Annotated in this window: 20 protein-coding genes, 1 pseudogene and 1 riboswitch; of the genes and pseudogenes, 11 read left to right on the top strand and 10 right to left on the bottom strand. The window is 61.9% G+C overall.

Going from position 1 to position 23,084, the window contains the following annotated elements; translation table 11 throughout:
• Window positions 1–2 precede the first annotated feature (2 nt).
• Complete coding sequence (locus tag AC1ME3_RS19975) at window positions 3–2,981, bottom strand: Tn3 family transposase (protein WP_480956142.1); 2,979 nt, start codon at window positions 2,979–2,981, stop codon at window positions 3–5.
• A 4-nt stretch (window positions 2,982–2,985) separates the two neighbouring features.
• A complete protein-coding gene (locus tag AC1ME3_RS19970; RefSeq protein WP_037535053.1) occupies window positions 2,986–3,570 on the bottom strand; it encodes a recombinase family protein in 585 nt (194 codons plus the stop codon).
• A gap of 1,138 nt (window positions 3,571–4,708) precedes the next feature.
• On the opposite strand from AC1ME3_RS19970, the gene AC1ME3_RS19965 reads away from it, so the two are divergent.
• From AC1ME3_RS19965 to AC1ME3_RS19950, 4 genes and pseudogenes are all read left to right on the top strand, one after another.
• Window positions 4,709–5,146 (top strand): DUF202 domain-containing protein, encoded by a 438-nt coding sequence (locus tag AC1ME3_RS19965; protein WP_056019268.1) that lies wholly within the window; start codon window positions 4,709–4,711, stop codon window positions 5,144–5,146.
• Between the two features lie 37 nt (window positions 5,147–5,183).
• A pseudogene (locus tag AC1ME3_RS19960) lies at window positions 5,184–6,955 on the top strand (SLC13 family permease).
• Window positions 6,956–6,980: 25 nt separating this feature from the next.
• Entirely contained in the window at window positions 6,981–7,262 is a 282-nt protein-coding gene (locus AC1ME3_RS19955; RefSeq protein ID WP_132833781.1) for a hypothetical protein, read from the top strand.
• Window position 7,263: 1 nt separating this feature from the next.
• Window positions 7,264–9,042: a chloride channel protein gene (locus AC1ME3_RS19950; RefSeq protein WP_082445489.1), complete on the top strand. Its 1,779-nt coding sequence runs from the start codon at window positions 7,264–7,266 to the stop codon at window positions 9,040–9,042.
• Window positions 9,043–9,070: 28 nt separating this feature from the next.
• On the opposite strand, the gene AC1ME3_RS19945 is transcribed toward AC1ME3_RS19950, so the two are convergent.
• The 4 genes from AC1ME3_RS19945 to AC1ME3_RS19930 form a co-directional block, all read right to left on the bottom strand.
• Complete coding sequence (locus AC1ME3_RS19945; RefSeq protein ID WP_165911509.1) at window positions 9,071–9,241, bottom strand: hypothetical protein; 171 nt, start codon at window positions 9,239–9,241, stop codon at window positions 9,071–9,073.
• Window positions 9,242–9,591: 350 nt separating this feature from the next.
• On the bottom strand, window positions 9,592–11,010 hold the full coding sequence (locus AC1ME3_RS19940) for a YncE family protein (RefSeq protein WP_480956141.1): 1,419 nt from the start codon (window positions 11,008–11,010) through the stop codon (window positions 9,592–9,594).
• Window positions 11,007–11,387 (bottom strand): CopM family metallochaperone, encoded by a 381-nt coding sequence (gene copM, locus AC1ME3_RS19935; RefSeq protein ID WP_244647482.1) that lies wholly within the window; start codon window positions 11,385–11,387, stop codon window positions 11,007–11,009. The genes AC1ME3_RS19940 and copM overlap by 4 nt, the downstream gene beginning before the upstream one ends.
• 23 nt (window positions 11,388–11,410) lie before the next feature.
• Window positions 11,411–11,890 carry a hypothetical protein gene (locus AC1ME3_RS19930; protein WP_043150680.1) on the bottom strand — a complete coding sequence of 160 codons (480 nt, stop codon included), beginning with the start codon at window positions 11,888–11,890 and terminating at the stop codon, window positions 11,411–11,413.
• Between the two features lie 244 nt (window positions 11,891–12,134).
• On the opposite strand from AC1ME3_RS19930, the gene AC1ME3_RS19925 reads away from it, so the two are divergent.
• The 6 genes from AC1ME3_RS19925 (at window position 12,135) to AC1ME3_RS19900 (ending at window position 18,285) form a co-directional block, all read left to right on the top strand.
• Window positions 12,135–13,304, top strand: coding sequence for a YncE family protein (locus tag AC1ME3_RS19925; RefSeq protein ID WP_051583499.1), 1,170 nt, complete (start codon window positions 12,135–12,137; stop codon window positions 13,302–13,304).
• A gap of 46 nt (window positions 13,305–13,350) precedes the next feature.
• Window positions 13,351–14,334 (top strand): malate dehydrogenase, encoded by a 984-nt coding sequence (locus tag AC1ME3_RS19920; RefSeq protein ID WP_037535050.1) that lies wholly within the window; start codon window positions 13,351–13,353, stop codon window positions 14,332–14,334.
• An 88-nt stretch (window positions 14,335–14,422) separates the two neighbouring features.
• Window positions 14,423–15,295 (top strand): LysR family transcriptional regulator, encoded by an 873-nt coding sequence (locus AC1ME3_RS19915; RefSeq protein ID WP_031392888.1) that lies wholly within the window; start codon window positions 14,423–14,425, stop codon window positions 15,293–15,295.
• Between the two features lie 65 nt (window positions 15,296–15,360).
• Window positions 15,361–16,443 (top strand): TDT family transporter, encoded by a 1,083-nt coding sequence (locus AC1ME3_RS19910; protein ID WP_480956167.1) that lies wholly within the window; start codon window positions 15,361–15,363, stop codon window positions 16,441–16,443.
• A gap of 107 nt (window positions 16,444–16,550) precedes the next feature.
• Window positions 16,551–17,795: a molybdopterin-dependent oxidoreductase gene (locus tag AC1ME3_RS19905; protein WP_197977952.1), complete on the top strand. Its 1,245-nt coding sequence runs from the start codon at window positions 16,551–16,553 to the stop codon at window positions 17,793–17,795.
• Window positions 17,796–17,808: 13 nt separating this feature from the next.
• On the top strand, window positions 17,809–18,285 hold the full coding sequence (locus tag AC1ME3_RS19900) for a hypothetical protein (RefSeq protein WP_056019371.1): 477 nt from the start codon (window positions 17,809–17,811) through the stop codon (window positions 18,283–18,285).
• 10 nt (window positions 18,286–18,295) lie between these two features.
• Here AC1ME3_RS19900 and AC1ME3_RS19895 read toward each other — a convergent pair whose 3' ends face one another.
• From AC1ME3_RS19895 to AC1ME3_RS19885, 3 genes are all read right to left on the bottom strand, one after another.
• A complete protein-coding gene (locus AC1ME3_RS19895; protein ID WP_056476202.1) occupies window positions 18,296–19,660 on the bottom strand; it encodes a voltage-gated chloride channel family protein in 1,365 nt (454 codons plus the stop codon).
• Between the two features lie 23 nt (window positions 19,661–19,683).
• Window positions 19,684–19,760, bottom strand: a riboswitch (Fluoride riboswitch).
• A 240-nt stretch (window positions 19,761–20,000) separates the two neighbouring features.
• Entirely contained in the window at window positions 20,001–20,441 is a 441-nt protein-coding gene (locus AC1ME3_RS19890) for a YidH family protein (protein WP_051916165.1), read from the bottom strand.
• On the bottom strand, window positions 20,441–21,526 hold the full coding sequence (locus tag AC1ME3_RS19885; RefSeq protein WP_055843150.1) for a sulfite oxidase: 1,086 nt from the start codon (window positions 21,524–21,526) through the stop codon (window positions 20,441–20,443). The genes AC1ME3_RS19890 and AC1ME3_RS19885 overlap by 1 nt, the downstream gene beginning before the upstream one ends.
• Before the next feature lie 372 nt (window positions 21,527–21,898).
• Between AC1ME3_RS19885 and AC1ME3_RS19880 the strand changes: the two genes are divergently transcribed.
• Entirely contained in the window at window positions 21,899–22,033 is a 135-nt protein-coding gene (locus AC1ME3_RS19880) for a hypothetical protein (protein ID WP_480956140.1), read from the top strand.
• A gap of 38 nt (window positions 22,034–22,071) precedes the next feature.
• Here AC1ME3_RS19880 and AC1ME3_RS19875 read toward each other — a convergent pair whose 3' ends face one another.
• The gene (locus tag AC1ME3_RS19875; RefSeq protein ID WP_480956139.1) at window positions 22,072–22,995 is read right to left on the bottom strand and encodes a hypothetical protein; all 924 of its coding nucleotides are present in this window, start codon (window positions 22,993–22,995) and stop codon (window positions 22,072–22,074) included.
• Between the last annotated feature and the right edge of the window lie 89 nt (window positions 22,996–23,084).

The raw sequence follows: 23,084 nt of genomic DNA, 5'->3' as shown, positions 1-23,084 counted from the left end.
CGCTAAGGTTTTGCCAGACCTTCGACGGCGCGCATGAGGCGGAGCGGCCTGAGCGCGGTGGACGGCGCATCGGGATCGGTCCAGAGGTAATCCCCGGTGAGGTTGATGTGCTGCCAGCCGAGCGGCGATAGGTGTTGGAGCAAGTCCGGCGGGACCGGTCGGCCAAGGTTGGCGAGATGCATCCGGGCGGCTTGCAAGTAGGTCGTGTTCCACAGGACTATGGCACCGGCGACGAGATTAAGCGCGCTCGCACGATGGCTCTGGGCTTGCAGCGCGTGATCGCGGATACGGCCGATGCGGTGGAAGAAAATGGCGCGTTTCAGTGCATTTTCTGCTTCTCCCTTATTGAGTTCGCGGGTGGCGCGGCGACGCTGTTCGGGCTGTTCGATCCAGTCGAGCGTGAACAGCGTGCGTTCGACGCGACCGATCTCGCGCAATGCCAGTGCCAAGCCGTTGGCGCGCGGGTAGGCGCCGAGCCGTTCGAGCATGATCGATGCGCTGACGACGCCGGTGCGGATCGAGGTTCCCAATCGCAACACGTCGTCCCAGTGCGCGGCGATCAGACCTTCGTCTATCCTGCCCGCAACCAGCGGCGCGATATCGGGGCCGGGTTCGATGCCGTCGAACAAGTGCAAGCGGCGTGCGGCGATGTTTGGGATGCGCGGCGCGAACCGGAATCCGAGCAGATGGCATAGCGCGAACACATGGTCGGAGACGCCCCCGCCATCGACGTGATGCTCTTCGATGTGCAGATCGGCGCCGTGGTGGAGCAGCCCGTCGAGCACTTGCGCCGCCTCGCTCGCGGAAGCCGAGATAACGGTGGAATGGAACGGCGCGTAGCGATCCGAGATATGACTGTAGAAGGAGATGGCCGGCTCCGTCCCCTTGTGCGGATTGACCGCGCCGGTTGCCTGGGCGCGTCGGTCGAGCGGGAAGTTCTGACCGTCCGAGCTGGATGAGGTGCCGGACCCGAACAGGGCGGCGAGCGGTGCGGTGTGCTGGGCATCGACCAGCCGGGCGAGAGCGCGGCCGTAGGTCTCCTCGCGCAGATGCCATGAGGCGAGCCAGCCGAGCTGGCGCTGGGTCACAAAATTGCAGGCTTCCGCCATGCGCGTGTGGCCCAGGTTGGTGGCATCGGCGAGTACCGCTGTCAGGATCGCGCGTGGTTCATCGGCGACAAGCCCATTTTGCAGATGCGTGAAGCACTGGCTGAACCCAGTCCATCGATCGACTTCGGCAAGGAGGTCGGTGATGCGGATCGTGGGTAGATGGGCATAGAGTGGCGCAAGCGCGGTATCGGCTTCCTCGGGCGTGACCGCCTTCAACGGCGAAATCCGCAGCCTCCCGAGACTGAGTTGCACGTCTTCCAGCGCGTCCGTTTCCGCCTTTCGCTCGACCTCGGCCAATCGACGGGCAAGGCGGGTGCGTCGTTCGGCCAGCCAGACACCGGCCGTATCCGGTGCCGGGATTGGCAATGGGCCAGCCGCGCGCATGGTGGCGAATACGCGTCCGGAAATGAGTTGCTGCTCGACGGCACGATATCGCCGGCTTCCCTCGACCCACATGTCGCCAGCGCGAAGCCGGTCGCGAAGCTCGACCAGCACGCACAGTTCATAGATCCTGCGATCCGGAATGTCGGAGCCGATCCCCCGACGCCAAGCCTGCCGGATGAAGCCGACCGGCGCGTCGGTCGGTATCTTTCGTAGGCGGCCGAGATGAAGGTCGCGCATGATCGCGACCGCTCGCGCGAGCGCATGGCAGGCTGGCACCGCCCCGAATGTGAACGAGGCGACGAACGAGGGACCGACCTGTCTGAGGACGGGGTAATTGGTGGCGGCGATCGTGACGGGATCGACGGCATCGGGACGGATCAGCTTGCGGGCTTCATCGACCTCGCGGCCGAGATCGTCCCATCCGATCGTTGCTTCGACCGCAGCGGCGATGTCGCCACCCGACACCCTGGCGGCAAGCAGGGCATCGCCGAGCCGGGCGAGCAACCGGATTTTGCCGTTGATGGTACGTCGGTCACGCTTGAGCGCCGTGTCCGCGCTGTTCTGCTCGCGCCGGAACATCTGGCCCAGCAGGCGATCGAACATCAGCACCGCATCGTCGGTGAGCGTCACTATGGTTTCAAGTATGGTCGCCACCAATGTGGCGCGACGCCGTGTCGCTTGCAGCGTCCGAACGTGCTGCGCGGTCAGCCGCGCACCCTCCTGGCACAGGCGTCGCAGGCGTTCGGGATGTACGCCTGCGGCGATATCGGGATCGATCCCGATCGCTCGAAGCAGTGTCAATCGCTCGATGATGGCGGCAAACGTCTTGCGGCCCGGCTTGCCGGGTGGTTGCCGCACCCAGGCCAGATCGCTCTGGTTCGTGCCGGCATGAGGCAAAAGAAGGGCGTCGAGCAGTTGGCGTTGCCCGGCGTCCAGTCCTCGGGTGAGATGCTCGGCAACATGGCGTTCGGCATCGAGCAACGCCTGGGCGACCATCCGCTCGACGGAACTGATGCCCGGCACAATGATGCGCCGTCGCCGGCACTCATCCAGCAGCACCCGCGCGAGCCGGGGCCCGCTGGTGGTCGTTAGCGCGATCGGCAGGAGCCATTCCTGCAATGTTGTTCGCAGCGGCCGACTGAGCGGCGTGAAACCGAACGCGTCGCGCAGCGCATCGAGCTGTTCGTACCGGGTCGGGCCGCGCGTCGCGTAGTCGGCCAGCACATCGGGTTCGACCTGCAATTGCTCGGCAACGAATGCGAGCGGGGTATCGGGAATCAGTTCCCCGGGGCGAAGCAGGCGGCCGGGATAGCGCAGCGCGCAAAGCTGGATCGCGAAACCGAGCCGGTTATGCGGCCGTCTCCGGCGCACGATGACAGCCAGATCGTCCTGGCTCAATGTCCAGTGCTGGACGAGCAGGGTTTCGTCGTCGGGAAGCGCAAGCAACGCCGCGCGTTGCTCATCCGACTGGACGGCGCGACGCGGCATCGAATCAGACTTTGGCCGGTGCGGTCCAGCCGATCCGCGACAGCGTTCCGAGCAGGGTCGAGCGCGGCACCTTGAAGGTCCGGCAGACGGACGCCTTGCTCGCCCCACCATCCAGCGCGGCGGTGATCCGCTCGAGCGTTTCGGCGTCGATCATCGGCGGGCGACCGCCCTGGCGTCCCCGGCGTTTGGCAGCGGCCAGTCCCGCCATCACCCGTTCGCGAGTCAGCGCACGCTCATATTGCGCCAATGCGCCGAACAGCGAGAACAGCAACTCGCCGTGCGGCGTGGTCGTATCCATCTGCTCGGTCAGCGACCGGAACGCGATGCCGCGCGCCTTCAGGTCGGTGACGATCGTCAGCAGGTGCGGCAGCGAGCGCCCGAGCCGGTCGAGCTTCCACACGATCAGCGTGTCGCCCGCGTTCAGATAGTCGAGGCAGGCTTTCAGGCCCGGTCGATCGTCGCGCGCGCCGGATGCCTTGTCGGTATGGAGATTCCGATGATCGACGCCGGCTGCGACTAGCGCGTCCCGCTGGAGATCGACCGTTTGGCGATCGTCAGCCGACGATACCCGCATATATCCGACGAGCATGTACGACAAACCATCAAAAGCATGTTGTCGCACACTTTATCAAAGCGACAGGGTTTGTCGATCGTTATGGGCCGAGGCGCGTGTGGTTCGGCGAAGGCCCAGGTCAGGGGTGTCGGCTATCATGTGTTTTCCGACACTGGCGGGGCTAGTCGGCGCTTAAAAACGGCAGGGCCGTTCACGCCCACACCCGGACGCTCGGGTTAGTAATTCGGAGTCCCGGTAGTAGTCATTCGTTCAGTGGGATTATGGGGAACTTTCCAGACATGAGTTGCAATCGGGGCGCTCGGGATTGGTAAAGCTGTCTAGTTACGGCCAATGGGCAAGCGCGGTAAAATGGATCGCAAAAGCGATTACGCTGATATAATCTGGCATCGGAGGTAAATGCAGAAATGGAAAGTAGCCGTCAGCTGGAGAGCATCGCCCTCGCAATTGCTCCAATGCTAGCGACTTCTGTATCCGAAGTATGGATCGTGGCAGAAGTTCATGACGACTGGATACAGAGGCGCTACGATGTCGTGTGCAACGGTAAGCTTGTTGAGGGGGTGGAAGGTGAGAGAACCATGAACCGATCCGTCAATGATGCTCTATCCGCCCTAAGGCGTGACATGCTTAAAGAGAGTCAGGAAGATTGGCATCATTGCACCTATGTTTTGAGGTCTGACGGAATCTTCAAAATGGAGTTCGATCGTAGCAGACCGCCGAGCGTGTGAATGTAACGATAGATACTCCTGTAAAAGGAGGCAGCGCCACAGAATGTCGGCCATCGCCAGCACCTTCCCGAAAGCCGCCGTTCCGCTTTCCTGCCCAACCCGGACATTCCCGAAATTCGATCCAGACCGTGCGAAAACTCACCGCCGCCCCCGATACAGACGTGATGCTCGAAACATAACGTCGCCAGATATGGCTGCGACGCAAGATAGCCAATCACCTGGCAACCGACACGCAGCTATATTAGTACGCTACATTCGGGGTTGGAGTTTTCGCACGGTCTGGATCGTTTTCGAGAAAGGTTTCGTGCCGCAACCAGCCGGTTTTGACACCTGTGAAGGCGGGGGATCTGCTAACCTCGATAACTTATTCGGCATGATCCTTTTTAACATTCGATGTGCTGAAAGCGTGTGGGTATCGTTGATCATCCATGGCCAACGAACGACTGTCATTGACCCGTGATTTCAACGGCCCATTCGTTCACGGTGCGGACCGGTTGGAGCATAGCGCCAAGCAGCAAGCAGATAGCGCCGATCGGCGCACGGAGCTTGCTGCCGATCGAACAGTCATGGCAGCGGAGCGCACCTACGCAGCCTGGGTCCGTACCGGGCTTGCCGCTCTAGCCGCAGGAATTGGCGCCCGCGCATTGCTTGAGAACATCGTGCCCGGCTGGCTTGCCGGTGCGACCGCAACCGTCCTGATCCTGTTCAGCGGCTTCTGCTTCGTTGCAGCGGTCTGGCGTGAAATGATTCCTATCGCCCCACCGCGGCCCGACACTCAGCGACTGCCGGCTTGGTTGCTGATCTCTGTGAACGGCTTCCTAGCGATTGCCGTCTTGGCGGCACTCGTCGGGATTTGGCTGCAATAACCGGCGTGACTATCGCCATTTTACGGATTCTGCTTGCATGACCACGCCGCAACTTATGTCGATTGGCCTGCTGATTGGCATGATGGGCCTCTTTCTTTGGGGCCGATTTCGCTATGATGTCACGGCCATCATCGCCCTGCTTGCCGGGCTGTCGCTGGGATTGGTGAAGCCCAAAGCGGCATTTACTGGCTTTTCCGATGACATCGTTATCATCGTTGGATCGGCGCTGGTGATCTCATCGGCAATGCAGCCGGCCTAATCGAGAGCGCGCTCGGGATACTGGCGCGGCGCGTGACACGCGTCCGGTCGCAACTCGTGGTGCTGACTACGGCAGTCGGGGTATCGTCCGGGCTCGTAAAGAACGTCGGTGCCTTGGCTATGCTGATGCCGGCAGCCGTGCAGACGGCGAAGAAATCGGACACTAGCCCCTCGGTGTTCCTGATGCCGATGTCGTTCGCTTCGCTCCTTGGCGGGTTGATGACCCTCGTTGGTACGTCGCCGAATATTATTGTCAGCAGAGTACGAGAGCAGATGACCGGTGAGCCGTTCGGCATGTTCGATTATCTGCCAACGGGGCTGGGCCTGCTTGTGGTCGGCCTCATTTTCCTGCGTTTCGGCTACCGCCTCCTGCCCAGGGAACGCCGCGCAGCGCCGACCATGGGCGAAGCTCTAAACATCACGGACTATGTCACTGAGGCGACCATCCAAGACGGATCGCCCGCTGTCGGCGAAACGGTTGAGTCCTTCATCGACCGTCATGATAATGAGGTGACGATCGCCAATGTTGTCCGTGACGATGTGCGCACGAGCATTACGGCCGAGTTCCTTCTGGCTGCCGGCGACACGCTGATCTTGGGCGGTGACCCGGATACGCTTGAGCGTGTCATTGCGGGTGACCACCTAGCACTTGCCGGACAGCATCGTGACCTACCGGAAGGCAGCGAAGATGATGAGGTTGGCGTCATTGAGGCGGTCATCACCACCGGCTCCGTGTTGGTCCGCCAGTCCGCTGGACGACTGCGGCTTCAGCAACGCTATGGCGTCAATCTCATCGCGGTATCGCGCGCCGGCAAACGGCTGACCAAGCAGCTCAGCGAGACCGTCTTGCGCGCCGGCGATGTCATTGTTCTTCAAGGACCCCTCACACTCTTGCCGGAACGCATGCGTGACCTCGGTACGCTGCCGCTGGCAGAGCGTGCCCTGCGTCTGGGAAGTTCGAAGCGTCGCTTCCTACCACTTATCATCCTCGCGGTGGCGATGACCGTAACCGCGACCGGCTATGTGCCTGTGGCCGTCGCCTTCTTCGCCGCTGCCGGTCTAATGATGGCGACCGGAGCGCTACCGCTGCGAGATGCCTATGATGGCGTCGAATGGCCAATTCTCATCATGCTGGGCGCGCTCATTCCGGTCAGTGAAACCCTGCGCACCACCGGCGCGTCGGATGTACTCGCGACCTCGCTTGCCCATCTGGCGGCCTCCTTGCCGCCATGGGGCGCGGTCGCCCTGATCCTCGTAGCGGCGATGGCTGTGACGCCGTTTCTCAACAATGCCGCGACGGTCTTGGTGATGGCGCCAATCGCGGCGGTGTTCGCGCATGACCTCGGATATCGCCCCGAAGCCTTCCTCATCGGGACCGCTATCGGGGCAGGATGCGATTTCCTGACGCCGATTGGGCATCAGTGTAACACCTTGGTTTTTGGTCCTGGGGGCTACCGCTTCAGCGATTACGCCCGGCTGGGCGCACCACTATCGGTTCTGGTGGTCTTGGTTGGTACGCCTCTAGTGATGTGGACTTGGCCACTGCACTGATCGCCGGGTACTGTTGATGGGCAGCATGGCCAAGCCGCAGGCGTTCGAAGATACTGAATGGCGTCCGTGGCGAGGAAGCGTACCGGGCGGCTCGGAAGGTTGTGGCACCGCAGATGTAGCAGGCGTAGGCGGCTTCATGCGTTTTTTCCACTCGCGGGCAGCCATGCCCGTTCTCATCGTCCTACTGCTTGCAACAATCACGGCAGCTGGACTGGCGACGTCTTGGACGCTGTCGATTGTGATGTGGCTTTCGAGCGCCGTTCTCGCCGCAGCCCTGTTTGCAACCTTGATGCAGGACGCCGACTGACATGGCTTCAGCGCCACTGATCGATAGCGCAGCTAGTCCACCTGGATCTGGTCGGGTGGCGCCATCGTGGCTCCGTAAAGCTTTTCGATCCAGCGAAGCTGCACTCATCGTGCTGGCCATCATGATCGGCAGTGCAGCCGGATTGCTCAGTGTCGTCCAGGGTACGCTCGCACAGGCGATGCAGCATCTGCTTTATGCCTTGTCGCCGGATGAAAGGCTGAGTGCGGCCACGACGATCCCTTACCTTGCTCTACTTGCCCTGCCGGCTGGTGGAGCCGTCCTCGCACTCTTCTCTTGGGTTACTCATGCTCGCCGGCGCCGGATGGTCGACGCTGTAGAGGCGAACGCCCTTCATGGTGGTCGCATGTCATGGTCCGACAGCCTCGTTATCTCCGGGCAAACGATCCTTTCCAACGGCTTCGGTGCGTCTGTGGGGCTTGAGGCGGCGTATGCGCAGTTGGGAGGGCTCGTCGCCTCGCTCAGCGGCAACTGGTTTGCGTTACGCAGGTCCGATCTGCGCATCTTGGTCGGCGCCGGAACGGGCGCCGCCATCGCAGGTGCATTCGGGGCTCCATTAGCTGGGGCCTTCTATGCCTTTGAGATCGTAATCGGGGCCTATACGATATCAGCGCTGGCACCTGTCGCTGCGGCGTGCCTGGCGAGTGTCCTTGTGGCGCAGGCGTTTGGTGCTCAACCGTATCTGGTTGCGGCTAATGCAGGCGAACAGATCGAGACGTTCCACTACCTTCTCTACGCCGGTCTTGGGGCCTGTGCCGCTGGCGCTGGTATACTGCTGATGCGGGCTGTTGCGGAGATGGAAGCAGCTACACGCAAACTGCCGATACCCTCGATTTGCCGGCCGATATTGGGCGGTCTTCTGCTCATCCCTCTGGCGATGCTCACGCCGCAAATTCTCTCTGCTGGTCACGGCGCCCTCCACCTCAATCTTGAAGCCGAGGTATCGCTGCGCTTCCTCGCCGCCATCTTCGTCGTCAAGTGCGCGGCCTCCATCATCTCACTTGGCTTTGGCTTCCGCGGTGGCCTGTTCTTCGCATCCTTGTTCTTGGGCAGCCTGCTGGGTCACCTGTTTGCTGGTTCACTCGAATGGATTGTCGGATCGCCTGTGATCGACCCGCACAATGCGGCCCTGGTGGGGATGGCCGCATTAGCGGTCGCCGTAGTTGGCGGGCCGATGACGATGGCGATGCTAGTCCTTGAGGCGACCCACGACTTCTCCCTTGCCGGCGCGGCCATTGCAGCATCGCTGGTCTCGTCCACCATCGTCCGCGAGCTGTTCGGCTATTCCTTTTCTACGTGGCGCCTGCATCTCCGGGGCGAAACCATCAAAAGCGCCCGCGATGTCGGCTGGGTCAGAACGCTTACAGCGGGCAAGATGATGCGACGTGTCGAAAGGGCTACGCCGTGCAACACGACGATCGCCGAGTTTCGTCGGGCGTTTCCGCTTGGTTCCACAAGTCGGGTCCTACTAGTCGATGACCACGAAAATTATGGCGGTATCGTACAGACTGCCAGTGCATTTGCCGAAGAGGTCGATCAGAAGGCACCGATCGGGTCGCTGGCGATCCACACGGGTCTCGCCCTTACGCCGGATTCAGACATCAGAAGCGTCATGACTACGTTCGATACCGAAGGTGCGGACGAACTGGCGGTAGTTGGAAGCGACGGGGCAGTTCTCGGCATCCTCTCCGAGAGCTATGCGCGACGCCGCTACGCAGAGGAATTGGACAAGGCGCAACGTGAGTTGTTTGGAGAAAGCTGACCAGCCGGCACGCAGCAAACGCTTCGTCCTACCGGTCTCGCTTAAGCCGGGCTTCGATTTTGACCCAGAACATGCCGCATCGCAGACCCATTCCGGCGAGTTGGGCGCCATGTACTGACATCAGCTCCGCACCGCGGCGAAACTGTTCAACCGGCACGGATATGGCGACGAACAGCCCGGCGTAGAGCAGCTGCGACATGATCGAGTGGATCACGACGGCGACCCCCAGCACTATCAGGCGGGCAGGCACGGAAGGCCGATGCGGCGCCGGATCGGGGCCTGTAATGAGCTAGGCGTAAAGGCATCCTGCTGCGACGAAATGGAAGTGCACCAGGTAGTGGAGCGCACCTGCCCTCTCTAAAGCAGCCAGTCCGCTTTCCTTCCCATTGTCGGCATTCAGCGGCCCGATATGTAGAAAACCCAGTCGTAATCACCATTGTGCGACAAACAAGTGCTTTCCGACACTCTCGAGACGTCGTGTCGACCTAGCCCAGCGTCATGCCGAATATACCGGACACGGACAGCGGGGCGCAGGTTTCACCGGAATCCTCATTTTTGCACCTGAACGACAGCGCCCGGCATCATCGGGTCGCCTGACGCAATGACGAGGTACCGGCGCATGTCGCCCTTCGCGTCGCTGACGATCTGGCGGAGCGGTCCGAGCGTGTTGACGATCGCGCCGCCCGCCGGATTGGTCATGAACTTCGCCAGAGGCTGGATCACGCCGCTGCCGTCAGCGTGGGAGGATAATCCAAGGACATAGGGCATCTTTGGGCTGAGGCCCGCAACCGCCGCCTGCAAAATCTGGACCTGGCCTTGATCGAACAGCGTGACCTGGCTGCGCCCAGTCCCGGATAGAGTCAGCTGGATCTTCATGCCGGCCTGCGCGAGCGGTATCAGGTTTGCACGGCCTTCGCCTACCGGCACCGCGCCGGGAACATAGGCCACGCCTTGCGGCCCCTGACCGATCGGAATCGTCGCGATGACGGTGTTGCTGGCGGTGTCGATCGCCGCAACAGCGTCGGCGTTCTCCAGCCCGACATAGATCCGCGAGCCGTCGCCCGACGGCCACAGACCGTGCGGCAGCGCGCCGACCGGGATGCTCGCGACCTGCACGAAGTCGGTGGTGCGGAACACCTTCACGACATTCTCGGTGCCGACCGTCACATAGGCGAACTGGCCGGCCTTGGTGCGGGCGATGTTGACGTGGTTGGTGATCGCGCCGGTGTCGAACGTCTTCAGCACTGCGAAGGGTGGCTTGGCGTCGAACACCATGACCTTGCCGACGTCCTTCAGCGTCAGCCAGACCTGCTTGCCGTCGGGCGTCGCGGCGATGTCGGGGCAGAACGGGCTTGCCTGCTTGACGCGACCGACGATCTTCTTCGAGGCGGTGTCGATCACCACGGTCTCGGGTGAGAAGCTCGAACAGACATAGCCGTATTTCCCGTTCGGCGAGAAAATCGTCATGCCGGGGCCGTTGGGGACGGGGATGCGCGTGGTCGGCGCGAAGGTCTTGCCGTCGAGCACCTGGATATAATCCTCGCCGCGCACCGCGACCCAGACTTCGCGACCGTCGGGGCGGAAAAACGCCTCATGCGGCGAGCGCCCGACATAGGTCGTGTGCTTCACGGCATTGGTCGCGGTATCGATGAACGTCACCGAGTTCGAACCGATCGAGATCGCCGCCAGCGTCTTACGATCGGGCGAGAAGCCCATGCCGTGGACAAGCAGCTGCCCCTTGTAGAGCGGGCTGAGGTTGGCGGGGGTCTGGTCGCCGAGCTTGATGACGCCGAGCAGCGTGTTGGTTGATGGGTCGATCACCGACACGGTGTTGGAGAACTGGTCCGACGTGTAGAACCGGTCCTGCGCGCTGACAGGGATGTCGGGGGTCGCATTGGGCACTTGCTGGGCAAACGCAGGGCCTGAAAAGCACAAGGCGGTGCAGGCGGTTAGGGTGAAACGCTTCATGGACGGTCTCCGTGATGGGGGTGACCAGTCGCGGTCGGTCCGGTGTGACGTGACAACGCGCCGCCTTCGGATAGGATGCCCTGCATCACCGCGATTTCCTGACGCTGTTCGACGATGATCCCTTGCGCAAGCCGGCGCAGGCGTTCGTCCTTGCCGTAACGCAGCTCGATCTCAGCCATGTCGATCGCACCTTGATGATGCGGGATCATCATCCTTGCGAAGTCGCGATCGGGATCGTTTGAATAGCCAGTCATCATCGCGCCGTGCATCCGCGTCATCGCCGCATCCATCGCGGACGCGAAGCCGTCCGTTTGCGCGATAGCAGCGGTCGATACGGACAAGCCTATCGCCATCAGCAAGGTCATGCGTGATCTCATCGTCCTGTCCCTAGTTTTCCTGTTTACGACACGCGAGCGATGATGCCGATAATCGTTGCTAGCACGGCCATGCAGGCCGGGAGAAAGAGCATCTGTATAGCCGCTTCGCGCCCTGTGATCGTGCCCGTCAAGATATCGACCGGGCCCTTGATGAACTCCGAGAACGAACGGAGGGGTTCGCCGGGGGCGGGAGTATCGCTGAGTACGATGCCGCCAGCAATCAGACCGAAATACAGGATCATGAAGACCGACACGACCGTCAGGACGAGCGCCGTAGCTGCATCACGTGCGAAGAAGGTCCAGAAAGTCAGCAACATTGCTGCATACACGCCGACGAGCAAGCCCAACGTGGCAGGATGGACGCCGCGCGATGCGATGCCTGGAGCCGTTCTTTCCAGCTCGTCATAATTGCCTGCATCCGGCACGATTGCGAGATGTCGACGCACAGGCTTAGGAGCAACGAGTGTCTCGGTAGCGAGATCGTAGATCGGCTGTGTTGCCATGAGGAAGTCTCCGCGCGTCTCGATGAATGCCGAGCGTGACAGGATAGATGATTGCGGCGGGGCGGTCGGTCCAACGCATAATCACGGTCATTCCAATCATTTAACAGGAACGGTCGGCGATCTATAATCGCGTTTTCGTATTGAAATCATCGCGACCATGCGTTGGACGCGAGGGACATATCGGTCGATCTAGCGGCATCGGACCGGCACGATCACCCGCCGGGTCCGTGATAAGGATCAAACGATGAAAGCTGCGATCGTTCTGGTTGCCGCGATGTTGGCCTCGGTAGCGCCAGTCCCGGCGATCGCTCAGGCCTATTGGGCTGCACCTGCGGCGGACGACTTTCCCTACGATATCAAGGCGGTTCAGGCACCGTGGTCGAAGGCTGATATCGACCTCAGCCATCATGACCGGATCTATGTGTCTGACCCTACATCGACGAAGATCGTTGTCATCGATCCTGCAGCGGGCAACGAACTGGGACGGATCGACCTCGCCAAAAGCGCGATAGCTGAGCCCAGCTTTTCCAGCCCCAAAGTCCAGCACCTGGCTGCAACGCGTGACGGGCGGACCCTGGCGGTATCGGCATTAGCGCAGCACAGTGTGACGCTCGTAGATCTGGCCACGAACACGGAACGAGGCCGGACCGTGTTCCAGACGTCGCCTACCGCCGTCGCGTTTACGCCCAATGGGCACGAACTCTGGGTTTCGCTCGGCGATGAACATGCCATCGCGGTCGTGGATCCTAAGACCGCGCGGGAGATCACCCGCGTACCAGCAAGTGGCGGAGCGGGCGCGACCATCCTGTCGCCAAACGGACGCTATGCCTTTGTATCGCTTACTGAAAGGCCGTCCATCCTGGTTGTCGACGTCGAGCATCGGCGCGTCGTCGGACACGTTGCCAGCAACGGTGCAGGTGCGGGAGCAATCGCGGTCTCGCCAGATGGCAAACAGATCTGGGCAACACGCCGCGAGAGCGGCACGACCACGGTCTTTGCTGCCAAACCGCCGTTTGCGGTACGCGAAGTGATAAACACTGGTCCAGCAACGGGCGCGGTCAACTTCGCCCAGCGCGCAGACGATTCCTTTGCCTATGTCAGCGTTGGCGGCGATCAACCTGCAATCAAGGTCTATAGAACCGACAGCCTGGAGGCTGTGGCAACCGTCCCGCTACAAGCGGCTCCGAGTGCGGTTTGGCCGTCGGGCGATGGTACGAGGATCTATGCCAGCCTGGCCGGAACCAACAAGGTCGCTGGGATCGACACGCTGACGTACACCACCGTGTCGACGATCCCGATCAGTACGGATGCGCAGAGCCTGATCTACGTTCCTGGTGCCGTAAGATCAGGAAAAGGTCTCGCCAATCTGGTGCCATCCGGGCGCGATGCGGCGCTTGCCCTGGCGGCGCGTTGATCGGTCTCACACCGTCTGTAATCTCCCAACGAAAGCCCTTTCCAAAATGACCAAGCCCCCCGTCAGGATCGCGATCAGCGGTGCCGCAGGACAAATTTGCTATTCGCTGCTCTTCCGGGTCGCGCAGGGTGACGTGTTCGGACCGGACCAGCCCGTTATCCTTCAACTGCTCGACGTGCCGCAGGCGCTGGACGCAGTACGCGGCGTGGTCATGGAACTGGAGGATTGCGCGTTCCCGCTGCTGGCAGATGTGATCATTACTGATGATCCGATGGTGGCTTTCAAGGACATCGATGCGGCCATGCTGGTCGGGTCTCGTCCCCGCTCGAAGGGCATGGAGCGCCGTGATTTGCTCGCTGCCAACGCAGCGATCTTCAAGACGCAGGGCGCAGCGCTGGACGCAGTGGCCAAACGCGACGCCAAGATCCTGGTCGTCGGTAATCCCGCCAACACAAATGCCTGGATCATTGCGCAAAGCGCACCGGGTTTCCCTGCCGAAAACATCACGTCGATGATCCGCCTCGATCACAACCGCGCGCAGGGACAGCTTGCGGCCAAGGCGGGTGTCGGTGTCGATGCGATTACAAAGCTCGTCGTCTGGGGAAACCATTCGCCGACGATGTTTGCCGACTGGGGGAATGCCGAACTCGATGGCCAAAAGCTTGCCGACCGTATCGGAAACGAGGCCTGGTACCGCGAGACCCTGATCCCCACCGTTGCGCAGCGCGGAACCGCGATCATCGAAGCACGGGGTGCGTCCTCGGCCGCGTCGGCAGCAAATGCGGCGATCGACCATCTGCGCGATTGGGTGCACGGCGCAGGCGACAATTGGGTGTCGATGGGCGTGGTGTCAGATGGCTCCTACGGTATCCCGCAAGGGCTGGTGTGCGGCGTGCCGGTGCACTGCAAAAGCGGTGGGTATGCGCGTATCGAAGGACTGATCCTCGATCCATTCCAGCGAACGATGCTTGATCGCACGATTGCCGAACTGGTCGATGAACGTGAGGCGGTTATCGACATTCTGAAATGACCGATCGGTATATCTGATTGGAATGACCGTAATCTTTGGTTGGTGCGATTGATCTCCTTTCCCTATCATTGGGGCAAGGAGATCGGGCATGACCCTCGAACAACTCAGGATTTTCGTCGGTGTCGCAGAGCGCGAGCACATGACGCGCGCTGCCGAAGCGCTCAATGTGACGCAGTCAGCCGCAAGCGCTGCCATCGCCGCGCTGGAAGCCCGGCACGGCGTGCCGCTGTTCCACCGGGTCGGCCGTGGGATCGAACTGTCCGAAGCGGGCCGCATGTTTCTGGTCGACGCACGCGCAGTGCTTGGCCGTGCCGCCAGCGCGGAACTTGCACTGGCCGAATATGCAGGACTGGAGCGCGGCACTCTGCGGCTAGTCGCAAGCCAGACGATCGCGGGCTATTGGCTGCCCCGCCAGCTGGCCGCGTTCCATGCGCGCTACCCCGCGATCTCAATCGAACTGGCGATCGACAACACCGAGGGGGCCGCGGCGCGCGTGCTCGACGGTGCGGTCGAGCTCGGCTTCGTCGAGGGTGTGATCGACGAGCCCGCGCTCGCGCATTGGACGGTCGCGAACGACCGCATGGTGCTGGTAAGCGATCGCGCAGCCGACACGATCGACGAGGACTGGATCCGCGCCGCGCGCTGGATCGTCCGCGAACAGGGATCGGGCACGCGCTCGTCGTTCGAGGAGGTGTTGCGCCAGCGCGGCGTCGATCCGTCGGACCTCACCACCGCGCTGACCCTGCCGTCGAACGAGGCGGTACGTAGCGCGGTCGAGGCTGGCGCAGGCGTCGCGGTCCTGTCGCAGCATGTCGTCGCACCTGCAATCGCGGCCGGAACGTTGCACGATCTGCCGCTCGGTCTGCCGCGGCGTCCGTTCTACGCGCTGCGGCACAAAGAGCGCTATCGTACCCGGGCGGCCGATGCGCTGACCGATCTCATCAAGGAGACTGGCAAGTGACCGCCGATCTGAAACCCGTTCTTGATGGCCTGAAGCCGCTCAGCCGGCTCGACTCACCGCGCGAGATGATCCGGCAGTTCACGCCCAACTGGTTCGCCGCGACCATGGGCACCGGTATCCTGGCGCTGGCCTTACCGCAGGTGCCGGGCGTCGGCACGTCGCTGCACCCGGTCGGCGAGGCATTGTGGTATTTCAACATCGCGCTCTTCACGCTGTTCGCCGGGCTCTACACCGCGCGCTGGACGATGTTCGGGCACGAGGCGCGGCGGATCTTCGGGCACAACACCGTATCGATGTTCATCGGTACGATCCCGATGGGCCTCGCGACGATCATCAACGGGTTCCTGGCGTTCGGCCTGCCGCGGTTCGGCGCCGGCGTGATCCCGATCGCCGAGACATTGTGGTGGATCGACGTCGCGATGTCGCTCGCCTGCGGTGTAGCGATCCCCTACCTCATGTTTACCCGGCACGAACATTCGCTCGACGGCATGACCGCGGTGTGGCTCCTGCCAGTGGTCGCGGCCGAGGTCGCAGGCGCGAGCGGAGGCCTGCTCGCACCGCATCTGGCGGACGCCCATCATCAGTTCGTGGTGCTGGCGACCTCCTATGTCCTGTGGGCCTATTCGGTGCCGGTCGCGTTCGGCATTCTCGCGATCCTGATCCTGCGGATGGCTCTCCACAAGCTGCCGCACGAGAGCATGGCCGCCTCGAGCTGGCTCGCGCTCGGTCCGATCGGCACCGGTGCGCTCGGGATGCTGGTGCTCGGTAGCGACGCGCCCGCGATCCTCGCCGCCAACGGCCTCGGCCAGATCGGCGCAGTGGCGCAAGGAATCGGCACGATCGCCGGGCTGTTGCTCTGGGGCTTCGGCCTGTGGTGGCTGGCGCTCGCGACGCTGATCACGATCCGCTACTGGCGCGCGGGCATTCCGTTCAACCTTGGGTGGTGGGGCTATACCTTCCCGCTCGGCGTCTACACGGTCGCGACCTTCAAGCTCAGCACGACGCTCCAGCTCGGCTTTTTCGGGATCGTCGGCACCGTCCTCACGATCGCACTCGCCGCGATGTGGCTGCTGGTCGGCGCCAAGACGGTCGCAGGCGGCTGGCGCGGAAACCTGTTCGTGTCGCCCTGCATCGCCCAAGCCAATTAAAGGGCCGAACTGATCGTCCTGCCGGATCGAACCGGCGCATCCGATCGACCCGTACCGGGCAGACCGGCGGACAGGTCGCGCATACAGATCATGACAGAAACGGGAGAATGTTGGTGGACAGCCTGGATATGAAACTGGCGCAGGAGACGAACCGCCGTCGCTTTCTCGCAGAGGCTGCGATCGGCAGCGGCGCGCTGATCGCCGCACCCGCGCTGGCGCAGAGCATGGTCGACCTGCATCTGCCGGGTGGCCCATCGGAACGGCCGATGACCAGTGCGTTCCCCGGCAAGGGCAGCATGATCCTCCAGCGGATCCACCCGCCGCTGCTGGAAACGCCGATGAGCGTGTTCAATGGCGACGTCTTTACGCCGAACGACCAGTTCTTCGTCCGCTGGCACTGGGCCGACATTCCGACCGCGATCGATGTCGAGGCATTCCGGATCAAGGTGCACGGCGCGGTCACGCGGCCGCTGTCGATCTCGCTCGCGCAACTGCTGAAGCTGCCGCGCGTCGAGCTGGCGGCGATCAACCAATGCTCGGGCAATTCGCGTGCGCTGTTCCAGCCGCCCGTCGCGGGCGCGCAGTGGCGCCACGGGGCGATGGGCAACGCCAAATGGCTAGGCGTGCGGCTGCGCGATGTGCTCGACATCGCCGGCGTGAAGCCGGGCGCGGTCGCGGTACGGTTCGGTGCGCTCGACCAGCCGGTGGTTGCGGGCGCACCGGATTTCGCCAAGTCGCTGTCGATCGACCACGCACGCGACGGCGAAGTGATGCTCGCCTTCGGGATGAACGGCGAACAGATGCCGCTCCTCAACGGCTTCCCGGTCCGGCTAATCGTACCCGGCTGGTATTCGACCTATTGGGTCAAGATGCTGAACGACATCGAGGTGCTTGCCGCGCCCGACGACGGTTACTGGATGGCTAAGGCGTACAAGATCCCTGACACTCCAGGCGCGAACGTGCGGCCTGGCCAGAAGGATTTCCCGGCCGTCCCGATCAACAAGATGATCCCGCGCAGTTGGGTCACGAGCCTCGACGAAGGGCAGGCGATCGCGTTCGACCGGTCGATCCCGCTGGGCGGCATTGCGATGGGCGGCGATTGCGGCGTCGCCAAGGTCGATGTGTCGACCGACAACGGCAAGACCTGGTACAAGACGACGCTCGGCCCCGATCACGGCAAATACAGTTTCCGCCGCTGGGACGCGCAGGTGCCGCTCACGCATGCGGGTCCGACCAGACTGATGTCGCGCTGCTGGAACACCGCCGGCATCGCGCAGCCGATGACGCCGATCTGGAACCCGGGCGGGTTCATGCGCGGCAACATCGAAACCACCAACATCGTCGTCGGCTGAGGAGCGCTCCCCCATGAAAACGCCTTCCATCGGCACGCTGTCGTTCGGGTTCGTCGGCGCGACCGTCGTTCTTCTGCTCGCGATCGGTGCCCCGAACAGCCGCGTCGCCCCGCCGCCTGCCGCCCCGACCGCACCACCGCCGCCAAGCGTCTCGGCGCGCGGCTTCTCGCTGGTGTCCACTACGGTCGATCTCCCGACCGACGAAGGCCAATATCCCGCCGGCCCGCATGCCGACGTCATCAACGCCAACTGCACCTCGTGTCATTCGGCGAGCATGGCGCTGAACCAGCCGCCACTCTCTTCCGATCAGTGGACCGCGGAGGTCACCAAGATGCGCGAGGTCTACAAGGCTCCCGTTGCACAGGCTGACGTGCCGGCGATCGTTGCTTATCTGACCGCCATGAGCGCAAAGCAGCCGGGCGCCGCGAAGGGCAAGGCGCAAGACCCCGATCCGAAGGCTGCGCCCGACGTATCGGGGGGATCAGGCTAGGCCCATCAACTCACGGCACGCGGTTCTGCGCGCGAAGTGCTGTGCAGCGTGTACGTGTCTCGCGCAGTGTTGCATTGGGGGCAAGGCCGTTCGCGGGCACCTTGGGTATCGCAACGCGCTGCGACAGGTAGATGCCGTTGTGGCCCGAGCAGAGATAGGCCACGAAACAGGCGACGGCGATCGGCACCGCATAGCCGGCGCCGAACAGTTCGATTCCCATGAAGGTGCAGGCGAGCGGGGTATTGGCGGCCCCGGCAAAGACCGCGACAAAGCCGATCGCGGCGAACAGGCCCGTCGGCACGCCCAAGAAAGGCGCCAGCGCGTTACCGAGCGCTGCGCCGATGAAGAACAACGGCGTGACTTCACCGCCTTTGAAACCCGCGCCGAGCGTAACGACGGTAAACAGGAGCTTGATCGCCCAACTCCACGGATGCGTGTCCGGTCCGAAGAAGCTGGCGATGGTAAGGCTGTCGGGCCTCGCTGCCAGGACACCCAGGCCCAGATAGTCGCGCGTGCCGAACAAGAAGACGAGCGCGATAACGAAGACCCCGCCGATCACTGGACGTAGCGGACCATAGGGAACAATCCGCTTGAGCCATCCCCCGACCAGGTGGTTGGCTTCGGCGAAGGCCAGACCAACCAGTCCGAATATGATCCCCGCAACACCTGCCTCCGTCACGAGCAGCGCATCGACCGGTATCGACGCGCCGATCGGGTAGACACCGTGATGGATACCCCAGGCGAGGCACGTCCAATCTCCGACCAGCGCCGCAACGAGGCAAGGCACTAGCGCGGAGTATTCGACGCGGCCGATCGCCAGCACTTCGAGCGCGAAGACCGCGCCTGCGATCGGCGTGCCGAAGACCGCGCCGAACCCGGCTGCGATACCCGTCATCAACAGGATGCGCGTGCCGCCCGCATCGAGGCGGAGCGCGCGGCCGAAACCGCTGGCAAGGCTTCCGCCCAATTGGACGGCGGTGCCCTCACGTCCGGCCGAGCCACCGAAAAGATGCGTCACCACTGTGCCGAAGAAGATGAGCGGCGCCATCCGCAGAGGCACCCCGCCACCAGGCTCGTGGATCTGCTCCACGATCAGGTTGTTGCCGCCCTCCACCGAGCGCCCGGTGAGATGGTACAGTAATCCGACAACGAACCCGCCCACCGGCAGCAGATAGAGCAGCCAAGGCGACGCAAACCGCAGTCGCGTAACGGTATCGAGACTCAGCAGGAACGCCGCACATAGCGTCCCGACGAGTGCCGCCATGGGCAGCAAGATCAGCGCCCAGCGCAGGACAGAGATCGCATGGTCGTGACGATCGCGCATGAATGCCGCGACGTTCAGCGTGCCGACGAGATTGCGAAAGGTAGCGCGCACAATTCCTCCTTGCTGCCTGAAGGCGCCAAGTAGGAATCATCAGCTCTTATCAGAGCGGTTCGGCCAAATTGCCCGGCAGAAATCCATTGCCAAAGTCGATCTATGAGACGTTTGCCCCAACCGTCAATGGGCATGTTGGTCGGGCAAATGCTCGGACCGGGCAGTCGGCAGCGTCTATCTAAGCCCGTTATTATGTACCGACCCCGGGTACGCTGCATGCGGGACCGATCGGCTTTGGCCCACGTCGTTTTTGGGCTTCGTCACAAGGGGGTGATACCGCACGAAAGCCGCGGATGCGCTGCGGGGTCTGATCGGCTCGCAGCAAACCTAGGGATGGCTGCTACGAGCGTGCCGTCCAGATGCCGACGAGCGCGGCCAGTGACACGAGCATGAGAAACCCGTTCATCACTAGGAGCAACGTCGCTGGCAGGCGCTTGATGTCCGGTCGTGGCGGCGGGGCGCCTGCGCCCATCTCTCGCCACACCGCAGCGGCGAAGCAAAAGGCGCTGAACAAGATCAGCATGGTCCCGGTCGCCGTCGCCAGCCACGGGAACACGACGTCCTTGAGCAGCGCGCGCGCGCCGATACCGGAAGCGAGCGCCGCCAGTCCGGTACGTACCCAGGCAGCATAGGTGCGTTCGCCGGCGAGGATTGTGCGGTCCGCGGCAAGCTCTGTGCGACGGTCGGCGCTGTCCACCTGCTGGACTGCGCTGTCCTTCAGCTTGCTCGCGCTCTCCGCCAGCTTCGCATGGGCCCGATCGGCGTCGTGCGGCGCGTCCATCAGCCAGCGGTAACGGCGATGCGATGCCAGGCAGTCGAGAGATAGCCGGCGAAGTTCCAGATCGCCTCGGGCCGTTCGGGCTGCATCTGCCCGGCACCGTCAACGGCGCGCACGATCAGGACGTGGAGTCCGGGAGACAGATCGACCGTGACGTGCCACTGCGTCCAGCTCCAAGGCGCATCGGGTTTTGCAGTCAGTTCCGCCTGCAGCCAGTCGGTGCCGCCATTGACGGAGACCTCGACGCGCGAGACCGCTCGGCCGAAGGCGACCGCATAACCCGCGATTTCGCACGCGCCGGCGCTGACATGCGCGCCGTCCACCGGCGCGCAGATCGCAGCATTGAGCGGCATCTCCTCGATAGTCAGACCCCGATCCCAGTCCGCGTCCTCCTTCGCTACCGATGCCGGAAAGAGCTTGTAGTCCTTGGCCTGGATCGGCGCATCGGACGGGCGATCGCGCACCTCGATGCGCGTCAGCCACTTGGCGCTACGAACGCCCGCATAACCCGGCACGACGAGCCGCAGCGGTGCGCCATGTTCGGGGGCCAGCGCCTCGCCATTCATGGCCCAGACGATCAGCACGTCGGGCTCTAGCGCCTTGGCGATCGAGATCGAGGCACCGAACGGTGCTGTCTCACCATCGACATCCACGTTGTCGGCCCCCGTAGTGCCGACGAACGACGCGCCGTCCTGGATGCCGGCTGCGGCGAGCACGTCGCACAGTGCGACGCCGGTCCACGCCGCATTGCCGATCGCGCCCACGTCCCAGGGATCGCCCGAAGTCTTTTCCACGTCTTGAAGATGTGCCCGACGATTGCCGGCGCACTGCATGGTCGCGGTCACTGTCCGGGTCGCAAATGCCGTTTGAAGTTCGGCAACCGTGTAGGAGCGCGGGCGGTCGACTAAGCCGTCCAGCGCTATACGATGATCGTCGGCCAGTTCCGGCGTAGGTCCGTGGCTGCGGATGTAGAAGTTCGCCTGCGGCGTCAGGAAGGACGTGATCAGTTTATCCGGGGGCGTTTCCGCATTGAGCGGCTCCGGACAGCGGAGGATCAGATTCTGTTCGGCGCGATCGGATGCGGTCATGCAAGCGGCCTACCATGATGAAATCAATAGCGAAATCGATCGTTTTGCTAGGCGATGTCACCCAGACTCTTTCGATAGCTTATCCCTTTCTAGACGGCGGTGGAGCGATCACTATGCCGTCGCGCGAAGGCGCCGAGCGCCAGACAGCCTTTCCCGTAGATCGTCGCGATGTGGCTGGACTTGCTACGACGGCTTTGTCCCAAAAGTCGTCGCTAGGTACTAGGGATGACGGAAAACCCTGTCGCCATCGCAGATGCGCGACAAACGGGTGTTTTCGGACACCCAAGCAGACCTGTCGGCGCTTAGCGTATATCTGGGTCCATTCTATGTACCGACCCCATCCTTGGCGCTAAGCCGTCCGAGGGCTTTTTCATGCTCATCGAACGGCAGATGGTAGATCTGACCTTCGAGGCCGTTGCGCTTCGCCATCCTGACCGGTTTGACGAGGCAGTTTTGAAAGCCGCTACAGCAAGGCTGGAGGCAGCAAAACTTGATGCCAGTGCCTGATTAATAGTGATATAGAGGAGAGACGTAGCAGCTAGATACTAAAAATTTATTGTCGGCGCGTCAGCTTTTGGTTTATTTATATCATCATAATTAATCTCGACATTATCACGCTGACTGCCTATCGATGAAAACTTCAAATCCCCTGTCTTGAAACACCAAGTGAAAACAGGGTTGTCAAACTTGGCTCCAGCCCGGTTTTGCCAAACCTCAACAGACGATTTGCAAGGGTTGCCGTACTTTACTTTAAAGGCTTCTAGTATAGTTTCTGCCTCGTCTGAAGATGAAATTATCCTTATTGCGGAAAGACGACCCTTATAAATTTGAGTTATGCTGCCTGCTTTAGCTCCAGCAAGGTCGAATAACCTGCTATTACATAGAACCATAACGGAACCTATAGAAGACTTGGATTCACAGTTTCGAAGGATTAAAGAGTTAAAGCTAACTCCAGCAATCCATTCACGAAAAGTAAAAAGAGGCAGTTTCTCACGGCCGGGTATGATCTCCATCGATCTATTATCACCAAACCCGTTGTCTTTAGCAAACTTTATAAGTTCTTTAGATGCTGCGTCAGCTACAATAGCTTCACATTGCTGACCAGAAAAGGACTTGCTCTCTTTCAGGGTATTATTGATCGTTAGATCGAATCGGATATCGAACTGGTATTGAACCATAAGCTTAGAGGTTTGAGGCTTACAAAATCCAGAAGCTATACCATCAATAACATTTATCGCCTTTTGCTCATCAACGGCTTCTGTCGTTGACACTCCCACCGGCACCACAATCATGTTCCCGGCGACAGCCGCTTTTCCAATATCGAACGGGCCAGACTTCATCGGCTTGATCGCTGATGCGAACGCTTTCATTGCTTTTGCACGTTCGACGGTTTGCGCGGAGGCAGCATGCACCGCGACGATCGTCATTATTCCGAGCGCGCTGACGACCGAGACGAGCTTTTTTCTCACCAAACCTCCTAGCACATTGCCGCAGCTTGCCGCACGGCCGTCACTCTTTCGCATGCAGCATACAGAAGAATGACTATCGCAGTGGTTTT

This window comes from Sphingomonas sp. BL2, from assembly GCF_056680015.1.
Note: the sequence above shows the minus strand (reverse complement) of the source record. Positions and strands in the feature narration are given on the sequence as shown.

What these genes read in the sequence shown, in the direction of transcription:
- AC1ME3_RS19975 (WP_480956142.1), bottom strand. Translation starts at nt 2,981, where the DNA reads ATGCCGCGTCGCGCCGTCCAGTCGGATGAGCAACGCGCGGCGTTGCTT.
- AC1ME3_RS19970 (WP_037535053.1), bottom strand. Translation starts at nt 3,570, where the DNA reads ATGCTCGTCGGATATATGCGGGTATCGTCGGCTGACGATCGCCAAACG.
- AC1ME3_RS19965 (WP_056019268.1), top strand. Translation starts at nt 4,709, where the DNA reads ATGGCCAACGAACGACTGTCATTGACCCGTGATTTCAACGGCCCATTC.
- AC1ME3_RS19955 (WP_132833781.1), top strand. Translation starts at nt 6,981, where the DNA reads ATGGCCAAGCCGCAGGCGTTCGAAGATACTGAATGGCGTCCGTGGCGA.
- AC1ME3_RS19950 (WP_082445489.1), top strand. Translation starts at nt 7,264, where the DNA reads ATGGCTTCAGCGCCACTGATCGATAGCGCAGCTAGTCCACCTGGATCT.
- AC1ME3_RS19945 (WP_165911509.1), bottom strand. Translation starts at nt 9,241, where the DNA reads ATGTCGCAGCTGCTCTACGCCGGGCTGTTCGTCGCCATATCCGTGCCG.
- AC1ME3_RS19940 (WP_480956141.1), bottom strand. Translation starts at nt 11,010, where the DNA reads ATGAAGCGTTTCACCCTAACCGCCTGCACCGCCTTGTGCTTTTCAGGC.
- copM (WP_244647482.1), bottom strand. Translation starts at nt 11,387, where the DNA reads ATGAGATCACGCATGACCTTGCTGATGGCGATAGGCTTGTCCGTATCG.
- AC1ME3_RS19930 (WP_043150680.1), bottom strand. Translation starts at nt 11,890, where the DNA reads ATGGCAACACAGCCGATCTACGATCTCGCTACCGAGACACTCGTTGCT.
- AC1ME3_RS19925 (WP_051583499.1), top strand. Translation starts at nt 12,135, where the DNA reads ATGAAAGCTGCGATCGTTCTGGTTGCCGCGATGTTGGCCTCGGTAGCG.
- AC1ME3_RS19920 (WP_037535050.1), top strand. Translation starts at nt 13,351, where the DNA reads ATGACCAAGCCCCCCGTCAGGATCGCGATCAGCGGTGCCGCAGGACAA.
- AC1ME3_RS19915 (WP_031392888.1), top strand. Translation starts at nt 14,423, where the DNA reads ATGACCCTCGAACAACTCAGGATTTTCGTCGGTGTCGCAGAGCGCGAG.
- AC1ME3_RS19910 (WP_480956167.1), top strand. Translation starts at nt 15,361, where the DNA reads ATGATCCGGCAGTTCACGCCCAACTGGTTCGCCGCGACCATGGGCACC.
- AC1ME3_RS19905 (WP_197977952.1), top strand. Translation starts at nt 16,551, where the DNA reads ATGTTGGTGGACAGCCTGGATATGAAACTGGCGCAGGAGACGAACCGC.
- AC1ME3_RS19900 (WP_056019371.1), top strand. Translation starts at nt 17,809, where the DNA reads ATGAAAACGCCTTCCATCGGCACGCTGTCGTTCGGGTTCGTCGGCGCG.
- AC1ME3_RS19890 (WP_051916165.1), bottom strand. Translation starts at nt 20,441, where the DNA reads ATGGACGCGCCGCACGACGCCGATCGGGCCCATGCGAAGCTGGCGGAG.
- AC1ME3_RS19885 (WP_055843150.1), bottom strand. Translation starts at nt 21,526, where the DNA reads ATGACCGCATCCGATCGCGCCGAACAGAATCTGATCCTCCGCTGTCCG.
- AC1ME3_RS19880 (WP_480956140.1), top strand. Translation starts at nt 21,899, where the DNA reads ATGCTCATCGAACGGCAGATGGTAGATCTGACCTTCGAGGCCGTTGCG.